At 72.1% G+C, this 13,585-nt stretch carries 15 protein-coding genes; 4 read left to right on the top strand and 11 right to left on the bottom strand.

What is annotated here, in order from left to right; all coding sequences use genetic code 11:
- Nucleotides 1-1,039: leucyl aminopeptidase (locus VMI11_11015; GenBank protein HTY72938.1), on the top strand; the 1,039-nt coding region annotated here is incomplete at its 5' end.
- On the opposite strand, the gene VMI11_11010 is transcribed toward VMI11_11015, so the two are convergent.
- On the bottom strand, nt 1,027-1,365 hold the full coding sequence (locus tag VMI11_11010; protein ID HTY72937.1) for a hypothetical protein: 339 nt from the start codon (nt 1,363-1,365) through the stop codon (nt 1,027-1,029). The two genes, VMI11_11015 and VMI11_11010, sit on opposite strands and share 13 nt — an antisense overlap.
- 198 nt (nt 1,366-1,563) lie before the next feature.
- Here VMI11_11010 and lpdA point away from each other — a divergent pair, with 198 nt between their 5' ends.
- The 3 genes from lpdA to VMI11_10995 are packed head-to-tail and all read left to right on the top strand — an operon-like array spanning nt 1,564 to nt 5,684.
- Nucleotides 1,564-2,949 carry a dihydrolipoyl dehydrogenase gene (gene lpdA, locus VMI11_11005; protein HTY72936.1) on the top strand — a complete coding sequence of 462 codons (1,386 nt, stop codon included), beginning with the start codon at nt 1,564-1,566 and terminating at the stop codon, nt 2,947-2,949.
- 33 nt (nt 2,950-2,982) lie between these two features.
- Nucleotides 2,983-4,731: a 2-oxoglutarate dehydrogenase, E2 component, dihydrolipoamide succinyltransferase gene (gene sucB / locus VMI11_11000; GenBank protein HTY72935.1), complete on the top strand. Its 1,749-nt coding sequence runs from the start codon at nt 2,983-2,985 to the stop codon at nt 4,729-4,731.
- 56 nt (nt 4,732-4,787) lie between these two features.
- The gene (locus VMI11_10995; GenBank protein ID HTY72934.1) at nt 4,788-5,684 is read left to right on the top strand and encodes a TIGR01777 family oxidoreductase; all 897 of its coding nucleotides are present in this window, start codon (nt 4,788-4,790) and stop codon (nt 5,682-5,684) included.
- On the opposite strand, the gene VMI11_10990 is transcribed toward VMI11_10995, so the two are convergent.
- The 10 genes from VMI11_10990 to VMI11_10945 are packed head-to-tail and all read right to left on the bottom strand — an operon-like array spanning nt 5,681 to nt 13,578.
- Nucleotides 5,681-7,099: a tetratricopeptide repeat protein gene (locus tag VMI11_10990; protein ID HTY72933.1), complete on the bottom strand. Its 1,419-nt coding sequence runs from the start codon at nt 7,097-7,099 to the stop codon at nt 5,681-5,683. The two genes, VMI11_10995 and VMI11_10990, sit on opposite strands and share 4 nt — an antisense overlap.
- Nucleotides 7,096-7,902 carry a GntR family transcriptional regulator gene (locus tag VMI11_10985; GenBank protein HTY72932.1) on the bottom strand — a complete coding sequence of 269 codons (807 nt, stop codon included), beginning with the start codon at nt 7,900-7,902 and terminating at the stop codon, nt 7,096-7,098. Before VMI11_10985 ends, VMI11_10990 begins: the two co-directional genes overlap by 4 nt.
- A gap of 17 nt (nt 7,903-7,919) precedes the next feature.
- Nucleotides 7,920-8,729, bottom strand: coding sequence for a 3-oxoacyl-ACP reductase FabG (gene fabG / locus VMI11_10980; GenBank protein ID HTY72931.1), 810 nt, complete (start codon nt 8,727-8,729; stop codon nt 7,920-7,922).
- Between the two features lie 22 nt (nt 8,730-8,751).
- The gene (locus VMI11_10975; protein HTY72930.1) at nt 8,752-9,744 is read right to left on the bottom strand and encodes a phosphotransferase; all 993 of its coding nucleotides are present in this window, start codon (nt 9,742-9,744) and stop codon (nt 8,752-8,754) included.
- Nucleotides 9,741-10,415 (bottom strand): microcompartment protein, encoded by a 675-nt coding sequence (locus tag VMI11_10970; GenBank protein ID HTY72929.1) that lies wholly within the window; start codon nt 10,413-10,415, stop codon nt 9,741-9,743. The genes VMI11_10975 and VMI11_10970 overlap by 4 nt, the downstream gene beginning before the upstream one ends.
- Nucleotides 10,412-10,699, bottom strand: coding sequence for a BMC domain-containing protein (locus VMI11_10965; protein ID HTY72928.1), 288 nt, complete (start codon nt 10,697-10,699; stop codon nt 10,412-10,414). Before VMI11_10965 ends, VMI11_10970 begins: the two co-directional genes overlap by 4 nt.
- A gap of 9 nt (nt 10,700-10,708) precedes the next feature.
- On the bottom strand, nt 10,709-11,008 hold the full coding sequence (locus VMI11_10960) for a EutN/CcmL family microcompartment protein (protein ID HTY72927.1): 300 nt from the start codon (nt 11,006-11,008) through the stop codon (nt 10,709-10,711).
- A complete protein-coding gene (locus tag VMI11_10955) occupies nt 11,005-11,475 on the bottom strand; it encodes a hypothetical protein (protein ID HTY72926.1) in 471 nt (156 codons plus the stop codon). Before VMI11_10955 ends, VMI11_10960 begins: the two co-directional genes overlap by 4 nt.
- The gene (locus tag VMI11_10950; GenBank protein HTY72925.1) at nt 11,472-12,074 is read right to left on the bottom strand and encodes a BMC domain-containing protein; all 603 of its coding nucleotides are present in this window, start codon (nt 12,072-12,074) and stop codon (nt 11,472-11,474) included. The genes VMI11_10955 and VMI11_10950 overlap by 4 nt, the downstream gene beginning before the upstream one ends.
- Nucleotides 12,067-13,578, bottom strand: coding sequence for an aldehyde dehydrogenase family protein (locus VMI11_10945; GenBank protein ID HTY72924.1), 1,512 nt, complete (start codon nt 13,576-13,578; stop codon nt 12,067-12,069). Before VMI11_10945 ends, VMI11_10950 begins: the two co-directional genes overlap by 8 nt.
- Between the last annotated feature and the right edge of the window lie 7 nt (nt 13,579-13,585).

The raw sequence follows: 13,585 nt of genomic DNA, 5'->3' as shown, positions 1-13,585 counted from the left end.
CGAGCAGGCGACGTCCCGGGAGGTGCGCGCGGCCGCGGCGCGCGCACGCGCCGTGTGCGCCGCCGTCACACGGGCCCGCGACCTGGTGAACACCCCCGCGGGGGACCTGCACCCCAAGGATCTCGCCGAGGCGGCGGTGGCGCTGGCCGCCGAGGCCGGCCTGGCCGCCGAGGTGCTCGACGAGCGCGGCCTGCGCCGGCGCGGCTACGGCGGGATCCTCGGCGTCGGGCAGGGCTCGGCGAACCCGCCACGCCTGGTCCGCGTCGCGTACCGGCCGACGCGCACCCGCGCACACCTCGCGCTCGTCGGCAAGGGCATCACGTTCGACTCCGGCGGCCTGTCCATCAAGCCGCCGCTCGGCATGGACTGGATGAAGTCCGACATGGCGGGTGCGGCGGCGGTGCTCGCGGCGACCGCGGCCGTCGCCAGGCTGCGGCTGCCGGTCAGCGTGACGGCGTACGCGCCGCTGGCCGAGAACATGCCCAGCGGCTCGGCGACCCGGCCCTCGGACGTGCTGAGCATCTACGGCGGGCGCACCGTCGAGGTCCTCAACACCGACTCCGAGGGCCGCCTCGTCCTGGCCGACGCGATCGTGCGCGCGAGCGAGGACGAGCCCGACCTGCTCGTCGACGTGGCCACGCTCACCGGGGCACAGCTGGTCGCCCTCGGCACCAGGGTCGCCGGCGTCATGGGCAACCGCGACGCCGCCCGTGACCTCGTCCACCGCTGCGCGGCCGAGGCCGGGGAGCAGACCTGGCCGATGCCGCTGCCGGACGAGCTGCGCCGCGGGCTGGACTCCGCGGTCGCCGACATCGCCAACCACGACCCCAGCCGCATGGGCGGGATGCTCGTCGCCGGCCTGTTCCTCAAGGACTTCGTTCCGGCCGAGCTGCCCTGGGCCCACCTGGACATCGCCGGCCCGGCCTGGAACGGCGAGGCTCCCTACGGCTACACCCCCCACGGGGGGACCGGGTTCGCCGTACGGACCCTCGTCCGTCTCGCCGAGCAGGTCGCCGCCGGGGCCGACTACTCCGGCTGAGACCTCGTGCGCTGCTTCTCCTCCGCGGCGCGCCTGGCGGTCCAGTCGCGCATCCGCTGCGGGTAGCCGACCACCGCGGCGTCGTAGGAGGGGATGCCGAGAGAGTTGGCCCACTCGTGCGCGACCTTCGGCGAGGGCACCCGTCGACGGGTCCACTCCCCCGTCGACGCGACGAGCACGACGGTGGTGTCGGTGACCGCGGTTCGCGGCTCGACGAAGGCCTCCACGCCCGGACGGGTGCGGACGAACTCCTCGAGGTGCTTGCGGTCCTCGCTCACCGCCGGGCGCAGCGTGCCCGGCCGACGACCGCGCCGGAAGATCCCCACGACAGGCGAGGGTACGTCAGCCGGCTGTGCGCGGACTGTGACACGGGTCCGCTGCGCGGACTGTGACACGGGTCCGCTGCGCGGACTGTGACTCCCTCCCCCGGGAGGCGAGGTTGGTCGCCGGTACGCGCGGTGCCAGGATGAGGGCGGCACGGCCTGGTCGGGGGCCGTGCCCGGACGGACGGGAATGGGGCGCAGGTGAGCGACGGGACCTCTCACGACCTGGTCATCCTGGGGGCGGGCAGCGGCGGGTACGCCGCCGCGCTGCGCGCCGCCGAGCTGGGTCTGTCGGTCGCCCTCGTCGAGAAGGACAAGGTCGGCGGCACGTGCCTGCACCGCGGGTGCATCCCCACCAAGGCGCTGCTGCACGCCGCCGAAGTCGCCGACAACGCCCGCCACGGCGCCGACTACGGCGTGCGGTCCAGCCTCGAGGGCATCGACATGGCCGGCGTGCACAGCTACAAGGACGCCGTCGTGGGCCGTGCCTTCAAGGGCCTCGAAGGCCTGGTCAAGAGCCGCGGGATCACGGTGGTCCGGGGTGAGGGGCGGCTGACCTCCACGACGGGCGTCACCGTCGACGGCACGACGTACACCGCGACCCGGGCCGTGGTGCTGTCGACCGGGTCCTACGCCCGCACCCTCCCCGGCCTGGAGATCGACGGCGGTCGGGTCATCACCAGCGACCACGCCCTGACCCTCGACTACGTGCCGCGCTCGGCCGTCGTCCTCGGTGGAGGGGTGATCGGCGTCGAGTTCGCCAGCGTCTGGAGGTCGTTCGGCACCGAGGTGACGATCGTCGAGGCCCTTCCCCATCTCGTCCCGCTGGAGGACGAGGCGAGCAGCAAGCTGCTCGAGCGCGCGTTCCGCAAGCGGGGCATCGCCTTCAAGGTCGGCGCGCGCTTCTCCGGCGTGGAGCACACCGCGACCGGGGTCGCCGTGAGCCTCGAGGACGGCACCCGGATCGAGGCCGACCTGCTGCTCGTCGCCGTCGGCCGCGGCCCGACGTCGCAAGGCCTCGGCTACGAGGAGGCCGGGGTCGCGGTCGACCGCGGCTTCGTCCAGGTCGACGAGTACTGCCGTACGTCGGTCCCGGGGGTCTACGCCGTCGGCGACCTCATCCCTACCCCGCAGCTGGCGCACGTCGGCTTCGGGGAGGGCATCCTCGTCGCGGAGCACGTGGCCGGTCTCAACCCCAAGCCGATCGACTACGACGGTGTGCCGCGTATCGCCTACTGCGATCCCGAAGTGGCGTCGGTCGGCATCACCGAGGCGGCGGCGGTCGCGCGCTACGGCCAGGACAAGGTGCGCACGGTGACCTACGACCTCGCCGGCAACCCCAAGAGCCAGATCCTCAAGACCTCCGGCGCGGTGAAGCTGGTCGCGCTCGCGGACGGGCCCGTCGTCGGGGTCCACATGGTGGGGGCCCGGGTCGGGGAGCTGCTCGCCGAAGGCCAGCTGATCTACAACTGGGAGGCCTACGCCGACGACGTCGCCTCCCTCATCCACCCCCACCCGACGCAGTCCGAGGCGATCGGCGAGGCCCACCTGGCGCTGGCCGGCAAGCCTCTGCACGTGCACGGCTGATCGCGTCTTCCCCCGGATAGGAGTCGAGCACCCATGGCGGTCTCCGTCACGATGCCCCAGCTGGGCGAGAGCGTCACCGAGGGCACCGTCACCCGCTGGCTCAAGGCCGAGGGGGACGACGTCGAGGCCGACGAGCCCCTGCTGGAGGTGTCCACCGACAAGGTGGACACCGAGATCCCGGCCCCGGCGTCGGGCACGCTGCTGCGGATCGTGGCGGGCGAGGACGAGGTCGTGCAGGTCGGCGCCGAGCTCGCCGTGATCGGCGACCCGTCGGAGGGGTCGACCCCGGCAGCGCCGCCGCGGGAGGCGGCCGCGGTCCGGGCCGCCGAGGAGGCGGCACCGGCCGCCGAGGAGCAGGCGCCTGCCCGGGCGGAGGGGGCGCCGACCGAGAAGGAGGCGCCGGCCCCGAGCGCCGAGACCGTCGGGGCGACGCCGGTCCTGCTGCCGGCCCTGGGCGAGAGCGTGACCGAAGGCACGGTCACCCGCTGGCTGAAGAAGGTCGGCGACCAGGTCGAGGCGGACGAGCCCCTCGTGGAGATCTCCACCGACAAGGTCGACACCGAGATCCCCTCCCCCGCTTCGGGCGTGCTGCTCGCCATTCGGGTGGGCGAGGACGAGACCGTCGCCGTCGGGTCGGAGCTGGCCGTCATCGGCGGTGCCGGCACGGCGCCGGCCGCTGCCGAGCCCGTCCCGGCGGCTCCTGCCGCCACCCCCACCCCCGCTCCCCCTCCAGGCCCAGCGCCGACTCCCGCTCCCGCACCGCCGCCTCCCGCGCCGGCCGCGGTGGCCGCACCCGCACCTGCGCCTGCCGTGAGCGCGTCGGCGCCAAGCCGCGCGGCCGAGGCCGCGGGCGATGAGACCTACGTCACGCCGCTGGTCCGCAAGCTCGCGGCGGAGCACGACGTCGACCTCGCGACCGTCCACGGCACCGGCGTGGGCGGGCGCATCCGCAAGCAGGACGTGCTCGACGCCGCGGCTGCGGCCAAGGCCGCCGCCGCCGCGGCGTCGCCGGCACCCGGGCCCGTCGCTGCCGCCCCGGCTTCGGCCACGACGTCTCCGCTGCGCGGACGTACCGAGAAGATGTCGCGTCTGCGCGCCGTCATCGCAGCCCGCATGGTCGAGTCGCTGCACACCACCGCGCAGCTGACGACGGTCGTCGAGGTCGACGTCAGCCGCATCGCCGCGGCCCGCCAGCGGGCCAAGCGGGACTTCGAGTCCCGCGAGGGCGTGAAGCTGTCGTTCCTGCCGTTCTTCGCCAAGGCGGCCGTCGAGGCGCTCAAGGTGCACCCCGCGCTCAACGCCAGCATCGACACCGAGGCCGGGACCATCACCTATCACGACGCCGAGCACCTCGGCATCGCCGTGGACACCGACCGCGGGCTGCTGGTGCCGGTGATCCGCGACGCCGGCGACCTCAACATCGGGGGGCTGGCCCGTCGCATCGCCGACCTCGCCGAGCGGACGCGGGGGAACAAGATCACGCCGGATGAGCTGTCCGGCGGGACCTTCACGCTCACCAACACCGGGAGCCGGGGAGCCCTCTTCGACACCCCGATCCTCAACCTTCCCCAGGTCGCGATCCTGGGGACCGGCGCCGTCGTCAAGCGCGCCGTGGTCGTCAGTGACGACACCGGCGCCGACTCCATCGCGATCCGCTCGATGGTCTACCTCGCGCTGACCTACGACCACCGGCTCGTCGACGGGGCCGACGCGGCCCGCTTCCTGGCGACGGTCAAGACCCGGCTCGAGGACGGCAGCTTCGAGGCGGAACTCGGCCTCTGACTCGCTCATGCGGCGCTCCGGTCGCGGCCGGGCCGTTCACGGGTGAGCATGAGGGCATGAAGATCGCCGTCACCGGCTCGTCGGGCCTCATCGGCACGGCCCTGGTCGCCCACCTCCGCGGAGCGGGCCACGAGGTGCTGCGCCTGGTCCGCCGCGACCCCGACGCGCCGGACGAGGTGCGATGGGACCCGACGGCGGGGACCGTGGACCTCGACCGTCTCGGCGGGGTCGACGGCGTCGTCAACCTGGCCGGCGTCGGCGTCGGGGACCATCGGTGGAGCGAGTCGTACAAGCGCGACGTCCTCGACAGCCGCGTCGACGCCACCACGACCATCGCCCACGCGATCGCCGGTCTGACCCCCCGTCCGTCGGTGCTCGTCTCGGCGTCGGCATGCGGCTGGTACGGCGACACGGGATCCACGCGGGTGGACGAGACGGCGCCCAACGCGCGTGGGCACTACTTCGCCGACGTCGTGCGTCAGTGGGAGGAGGCCGCGGATCCGGCACGTGCGGCTGGCGTCCGCGTGGTGCACCCCCGATCCGGGCTCGTGATGACCCGCAAGGGCGGCGCCTTCGGGCGGATGCTGCCGATCGTCAAGCTCGGCGCTGGCGGGCCGCTGGGTTCCGGTCGTCAGTACTGGCCGGTGGTCTCCCTGCGCGACGAGGTGCGGGCGATCACGTTCCTGCTCACCGGCGACCTCGAGGGCCCCGTCAACGTGTGCGTCCCGGACCCGCCGACGAACAAGGAGTTCACCCAGGCGCTGGGGCGGGCCGTGCACCGGCCGACTCTCCTGCCCGCCCCCGGATTCGCGATCCGAGCCGTCATCGGCGAGTTCGGTAGCGAGGTCTTGATGAGCACTCGAATGGTGCCCGCCAAGCTGCTCGCGGCCGGCTTCGTCTTCGACGACCCCACCACCGAGGACGTGGTCCGCGCGGCTCTGCAGGACGGTTAGGACGGCTGGGACGACCGCCGCAGCGTCGATGCCTGAGACCGCGCGCCGGCCGCTGCGGCGGCCTCGCCGAGGCGGTCGAACAGCTCCGCCTGCTTGAGCCAGTTGTAGGGGCTGCACGGGTTGATGCCGAGCCGCTCGGACAGCAGCGAGCGAGCCAGGTCATGCTGACCCGAGCGAAGCGCCGCCTCGACCAGCGTCCGCTGGACGGCGTCGCGTTGCGCGTGGGATCCCCCGAACCTGTTCAGCGAGTAGCGGATCGGCATGAGCTCGGCCACCGTCGACTCGTAGCGCCCCTGGGCGAACGCGACGAGGGCGCGAGCGACCGGCAGGCCCACCTCGCGGGTCATCGTCAGGTTCGTCACCGACTCGTCGGTGGCCTCCGCTACGTATGCGGCGCGGGCATCCACGAGGCGCTCCGCGTCAGCCATGCGCCCCGCCCCCAGGTACGACATCACGGCGTGCATGTCGTTGAACGCGTAGTACGGCTCGACCATCTTGGCGTCCCAGGCGTCAGCAAGGACCGACCAACGAGCCGTCTGGTCCTCGCCCTCCAGGAGCATCCGCCACAGCAGTGCCGCAGCATCGAGCATCTCCATCGCCACGTTCGCGCTCTGCGCGTTGTGCAGGACCGCGTCGTAGATCTCCAGTGGCCGGAGCACGTCTCCGCTCTCCAGCAGGTAGAGGCAGTAGTGCCACCAGTTGTGCACCGAGAGGAAGTTCCCGGTCTGCCACCCCGCGGCGTGGCCGTCGAGATAACCGAGGCCCTCGACGAAGCGCCCTTGCATCTCGAGGGTGTGCGCGACGGCGTGCACCCCCCAGACGTCACGCTCGTCGCGCTCGACGGCCTCGAGCGCGACGTCCTGGGATCGGCTGTACAGCCCCGACTCCTCGAGTCCGAACGCGTACATGCCCAGCAGCAGACTCCGGTGCGGGTCGTCGTCGCTCCATGCGGTGAGTGCGGCGCCGACCCGGTCCCGCAGCGCGACGGCGTCGCCGGTGAAGAAGTCGATCTGATGCCCGACAGCGAGGGCGAGGGCGTCTCGCGGGTGCTCGCGGGTCAGTTCGCGAAGCACGGTGCCACCCCCGGTCAGGTCGCCGGCGAGCAGCGCCTGGGCTGCCGCCACATGCGCCCGTTCCCTGGGCAGCAGTGAGGACGTCGTCGTGCTGGACAGGTAGGTCCGAAGGGACGCCCGCGCGGCGGCGGCGTCGTCGGGTTCGGTGCCCAGGACGCCGAGATAGCTCTGCGCGACCTGGCCCATGGCGAAGCCGGGGTCGGCCTCGAGTGCCGCGTCGAGCGATGTGGCGACGGCCGCGCGGAAGTGCAGGAGGTCGTCGACGGCCCGGTCGTATGCCTCCAGCGCCTCGACGCCGGCGACGGTCGTGGCGTTGCCGTGCGCGTCGGCGCGGACGCTCATCGAGCCCGCGCCTGCAGCTCGACGACGCGCCCGTGGCCCGACGGCGCGGCGAAGGTCCCCCGGTCGCCACGCGTCCGCACGGTGATCCGGGTCCGGTCGGCACGGAAGAGGTCATGGGAATGCTCCACCGGGAGCCCGTCGCGGTCGAGGCTGGTGCGCAGGATCGACAACAGCGGGGAGCCGATCGGCACGTCGAGGATCTGCGCCTCCGACTCCGTGGCCGACACCACCTCGATGCGCTCCTCGGCCTCGGTCGGCTGCACTCCGTAGTGCTCGTCCAGCAGCTCGTAGAGGGAGCCGCCCAACGGAAGCTCCAAGAGCCCGGGGAAGCGCTCGGCGGACAGCCTCGCCTGCTCCAGCGAGATCGGCGAGCCATCGGCCAGCCGGATCCGGATCACCTCGAAGACGAAGGCGCCGGGCTCGATCTGCAGGCGTCGCGCCGTCGCCGGGTCGGCCGCGACCACCGACGCCGCTATGACCTTCGACCCGGCCGTGAAGCCCTGGTCACGCAGGAGAGCCGGTACCCCGACGATCCTGGACAGGTCACGGTCGACCTTGTCGGCCGACACGAACGTGCCCCCTCCGCGTCCAGGCACCCGGCGGATGACGCCTTCCCACTCCAACGCGGCGAGGGCCTGGCGAAGGCTGGAACGGCTGACTCCCAGCTCCACGGCGAGCTCGCGCTCACCGCCGAGCCGCTGGCCGGGCTGCAGGGCGCCGGCGGAGAGCTGGTCCAGCAGCTGGCGTCGTACGTGCTCGGCCGTCGGTCCGATCGCCGTCGACGAGACGAAGCGGTGGGGCATGAGGGGCTCCCGGCTGCTCAGGGCGCACCGGCGGCCGACAGCGCCTCCAGGGACTCCGGCAGGACCTGCCCGCCGTCGACCGCCAAGGCCTGCCCGGTGACGAACGCCGCCTCGTCTGTCGCGAAGAACAACGCGGCGTAGCCGATCTCGTCGACCTCACCCAACCGGCCAGCCGGGATGGACGCCTCCATGGAGGCACGGTATGCCTCCCCGAGCTCGGCCAGGCCCTCCGTCGCGACGTTGCCCGGGAGCACCGCGTTCACCGTGATGCCCATGGGGGCGAGCTCGAGGGCCGCGGTGCGCATGAACCCCAGCTGTGCCGCCTTGCTGGCCCCGTAGTGCGTCCAGCCCGGGAACCCGGTGATGGGCCCGGTGATCGACGACGTGAGGATCACCCGTCCGCGCCCGGACCGGGCAAGCGCGGGAACGCACGCCTGCACGGCCAGCATCGTTCCCTTCACGTTCGTGGCGTACACCCGGTCCATGTCGGCCACCGTCATGTCCACGAGCTTGGCGTCGGGAAAGATCCCGGCGTTCGCGCAGAGCACGTCGATCGTCCCGTTCCGCTCGAGGGCGGTGGCCGCCATCGCCGCGCAGTCCTCCGCGCGGGCGACGTCACCGAGGAAGTAGCTGACGGATCCTCCCGCGCTCCCACCTGACTCGGCCAAGGCGGTCAGCTCCTCGACGCACGCCGTGGCCGCGGCCTCGTCCCGACCGGTGATCACGACGTTCGCTCCCGCTCGGACGAAGACCCGCGCGATGCCCTTGCCGATGCCTCGCGAGCCGCCGGTCACGATGACCGATCGGCCGGACACGGATGTGAACACTGCACCATCTCCTTCGCTGCTGTCAGGCGAACCGGGACAGATAGCTCTCGGCCAGGTCACAGCTGGTACGGGTGAACTCCTCGCCCATCTCCTTGGCCAGCTCAGTGTCGGAGTGGGACCCGATCCATGCAACGAGCAACAGCCTGCGGAGCAGCACGAAGGTCGGCAGCTCCGCGACGTCTTCGACGGACAACGGCGCGACGGTGCGGTAGCCGCGTACCCAGGAGTCGATCATGTCGGGAAGGAGCGGGTGGTCCTCGATGAAGGACACCGAGGATCCCAGGTCGTACAGGTACCAGCCGAAGCCGCAGTCGTCGAAGTCGATGACCGCTACCTGAGACTGGTCGATGAGCAGGTTGGCGAGGCGCATGTCGGCGTGGATGAGCCCGAATCGGTCGGGGCCGCGGCCGAACCTCTCGAGCCGGTTGCGAAGGGTCGCATCGAGGCGGGCCAGCTGCTCGTGCTCCGCGGGTCCCACACCCAGCCCGTCCTGCCAGCGACCCCAGTGCCCGCTGGAGCCGATCGAGCGGTCGTAGTCCCAGGTCAGCCGGCTGAATCCGGCGGGGCGGGTCCATGAGCGGGCGTGCGAGTGCAGGCGAGCGGTCACCGCGCCCAGCTCGAAGAAGTCCTCCACCAGCCGGTCCTCGGGCGGTTCCTTGCCCGGTACCCACGTGAACATGACCACGTTGCGGGCCTCCCCGGAGGGATCGGCCCCTGTGACGATGCGGGCTCCGTCGCGGGCCGGGCGGACGGAGGCGGTTCGGACGACCCCCGCGTCGTGCAGGGCGGCGATCCACTGCAGCTCGCTCTCGATGTCACTCCGGGAGTGGTAGCCGGGCCGATGGACCCGCAGCACGGCGGCCTCGCCGCTCACCGGGTCGTCCACCCGGTACGTCGCGTTCTCGGAGATGTTGAGCAGGGTCAGCTCCGAGTCCGGCGCGACGGGGTAGTGCCGGAGGGCGTCGCGGGCGATCGCCTCCAACCGGACAAGGCCGGCCTCGCTGGGCTCACTCACTCGTGATCGCGCCCCTCGACAGCCTGCAGCCGTGCGGTGATCGCGTCCCGGGCCGCGGTGACCCCCTCGCGCGACCCGCTGACGTAGACCCGACCCGCCGCGCCGATCATCGACACGTCGACCAGGGTGTTCTCGGGCGCGACCCGTTCGGCCTCGTTGGCGGCCACCGCGGCGAAGAGGGCGGGAGTCACCTCGTAGACCAGCAACGTCTCGCCCGGCAGCAGCATGGACGCCTCCCTGGTCCGGTTGACGATGACGGCGTGCTGGTCGGTGACGTGGTCGATGACGTCGTCGTAGAGGATCCTCGGCTTCAGCTGGTCGCTGGCGCTCGCACCGATGCCGGCAAGAATGGCCTGGCCGGCGGCCTCCACGTCGGCCAGCTCGCTGCCGTGGACCTCGAGGACGCCGAACTGGCGCTCGACGAAGAGGATGCCGGGCTCGATTGTCGGGACCGAGGTCAGCGCCAGGTCGACGACGCGGTGAATCGCGAGCCCGGGCGCGACCTCGACGATGAGCGCGTGCTGGCCCTCGTACGGCGGATAGCCGCGCGCCCGCGTAGGGGTCGACAGATACGCGGCGAACTGGCGCTGGAGGTCCTGGATCAGCAGGTACACGCGAAGCTGCGGCCCCGCGGCCAGCGGATCATGCCGGGCCGCTGGCCCGGTGCTCACGCCGGTTCGCCGGAGACCTTGAAGTTCTTCGACAGCTCAGGATGCGGGCGGGGGATGACGTGCACGGAGATGAGCTCCCCCACGCTGGCAGCAGTCTCGGCGCCCGCCTCGGTCGCCGCCTTCACGGCCCCCACGTCACCCACGATCGTGACGGCGACGAGCCCGTCCCCGACCTCGTCGCGTCCCACGATGGTCACGTTGGCGGCCTTGACCATCGCGTCCGCGGCGGCCAGCGCCGCCACGTAGCCCTTCGTCTCGATCAGGCCGATCGCGTTGTTCGACATGTGCTCTCCTTAGGAGCCGCTCGCGGCAGCGCCGCGATCGGGTTGTGATTGCGGTTCTTGCGATCCGCTCGGGGCGTCGATCGACCCGATGATCAGGGCATCCAACGGAGGGGTCTTCCCCGGGAACTGGGCGGCGGCGACCGAGCCCGTCGCGACGAGCACGTGCTCACCAACCCCGGTGCCGAGGACGTCGAAGGCGACGAGGCGGGCACCCGAACCGTCGACCTCGACCTCGAGGAACGCACCACTGGGGAGGTCACTCAGGCGACGAGTCGCCCAGACGCTGCCCACCACCTGACCGCGGATCATGGACGCTCCTTCTCGACACTGACCCCCATCGCGCGGGCACGGTCGAGTGCCAACGGGGTCAAGACGGCAGATCGGCTCATGACGATGCTGGCACCGGCCCGGGCGGCCTCCCGGACGTGGCGCTCGGTGACCGCTCCTCGCTCGACACGGATGACGGCGCCGGCCGGCGGCGTACTCAGCTGCGGCGCGCTCTCCCCCTCGGCCGAGCCCAGGCGGAACCGGATCCTTCCAGCGCGCAGGTCGCGACCGCGCTCGGGGTCGTCGACCAGGCGCAGGAGCCGCTGGACGAACGCCTCGAGGTCAGCGTCACTGCGGATCACCACCGACTCGACGGGCGGGGAGTCGGCGGGTACGTGCGATCGCGGGTCCGCGGCATCCGTCAGCGCCGCCACGGTCGAGGGCAACGCCTCGCGCAGCACCTCGCGGACCAGGGCGCGCAGCTCCTCCGGATCCAGCAACGTGCTCATGCCAGCTCCTGGAGCGCCTGCTCGGCCGCACGGGCGCCCTGGCGGACGTCGGACTCGCGTCCGGACAGGTAGACGCGTCCCGTGGCCCCGATCATCCGGTAGTCGACGACCTTGACGGCCGCCGCCTTCTCCGCCTCGTTCGCGGCGAGGATCGCGTACGACGCGGGCTGCATCTCGAGCACGAACAGCGACTCCCCGGGCAGCGCCATCGACCCTTGCTTGTTGCGGTTGATCAGGAACGCGTGCTGCGGGTCGAGCTTCGTGATGATCTCGGCTGCGAGCACCTGGGGTCTGGTCGCCTCCCGTGCGGTGACGCCCAGCTCCGCCAGCACCGCCGACCCGGCCGCGCGGACCTGCGCGGTGGGACCGTGGATCTCCAGGTAGCCGAACTGACGCTCGACCACGAGGATCCCCGCCTGCACCTCCGCGTGCTTGAGCGCGATGTCGGTCAGCGGCTCGATGTCCAGGCCGGGGGCGATCTCGATCACCGTCGCGGCGACGCCGGCTCGGGGCAGCGAACCCTTGATCCAGGTGCCCAGGTAGCACATGGTCTGCGGCTGCAGCTGGTCGATGACGATGAACGAGCGGAGCTCAGCCACGTCCGCTCCTGATGATCTCGGTCAGCTCTTCGACGATCAGCCGTCGGATCTCCTCACGCAGGTCGCCGCCGACGACGGGGGTTGGCTGCTCGATCGGGGGGACGACCGGCAGATCGGCCGCGTTCGACGGCCGGGGGTAGGCCGGCACGGGACCCGCGGGCGCTGTCCAGGGGTCCAGGCCGGAGAAGTCGGCCATGGGCGCCTTGAGGTCGGACCCGTACGCGACCCGGGTCCAGTTCACCAGGTGCTTGGGCTCGAGGTTCTCCCCGAGGGCGGAGCGGCCGAAGAACCCGGTCCCCACCGTCATCGCCGGGGCCAGATTCGTCGACAGCCCCGAGGCACCCAGGCTGTTCCCGACGTTGACCGAGACCCGGAGCACGCGCACGGCCGCGGAGAACTCGAGGATCGTGCGCGCGTCACTGCTGTGGATCGCGGCCGAGTGGCCGGCCCCGCCGATCCGGAGCACGGCACAGGCTGCCTCGATCCCGCGGCGCGCGGTGGGCACCCGCAACACCCCCAGCACCGGCGTGAGCTTCTCGTGGGCGAGGGGCTCCTCCGGCACGGGAAGGTCGAACGGCGCCAGCAGCACCTGGGTTCGCGGGCCGACCCTGATGCCGGCCTGCTCGGCCAGCCACGCAGCGTCCTTGCCCACCAGCCGCGGGTCGAAGTGACCGTCGGGGAAGAGCAGGGTCCGCACCCTGTCACGCTCGTCATCGGTGAGCAGGTAGGCGCCGCTGTTGGCGAGGTGCGTCATCAGGCGCTCGGCCACCGCGTCCTCGACCACGAGCACGCTCTCGTTGGTGCACAGGATGGAGTTGTCGAAGGACTTGCTCTCCACGATGCGCTTGGCGGCCGACTGCACGTCGGCCGTGCGGTCGACGAGCACGGGCACGTTGCCGGGCCCGACCCCGAGGGCCGGCCGCCCGCTCTGGTAGGCCGCCCGCACCACCGGGGTCCCGCCGGTGGCCACGATCACCGACGTCCGCTCGTCGGTCATCAACGCATTGATCAGCGGCACCGAAGGCTCATCGACCCACTGGATGACGCCGTCCGGGGCGCCTGCGGCGATCGCCGCTTCGGACAACGTTCGCGCGGCCTCGCCGCAGACCTCACGGGCGTAGGGGTGCGGGCTGATCACCACCGCGTTGCGGGTCATCAGGCACAGGAGCGTCTTGAAGAAGACGGTGGCGACGGGGTTCGTCGAGGGCGTCAGCGCCAGCACCACCCCCGCCGGCCGAGGGATCTCGACGACCTTGGCGTCGGCATCGACGCGGACGCTGACGTAGTCGTGCGCCCGGTAGGCCTCGACGAGACCGGTCGAGCAGGCCAGGTTCTTGACCAGCTTGTGCTCGGCGACCCCGAACCCGGTCTCCTTCACCGCGCTCTCGGCGAACTCCTTCGCCCTCGCCGCGCCTGCCTCCGCCGCCGCCGAGACGATGCGCCGCACGCTCGCCGCGTCGTAGCGGGCGAAGGCCCGCGCCGCCCAGTCCGCTCGCTCGACCATGGCGCGC

It is taken from the genome of Actinomycetes bacterium, from assembly GCA_035506535.1.
Lineage (GTDB): Bacteria > Actinomycetota > Actinomycetes > DATJPE01 > DATJPE01 > DATJPE01.
The sequence above is the reverse complement of the archived record's forward strand: the minus strand, read 5'-3'. Positions and strand labels throughout refer to the sequence as shown.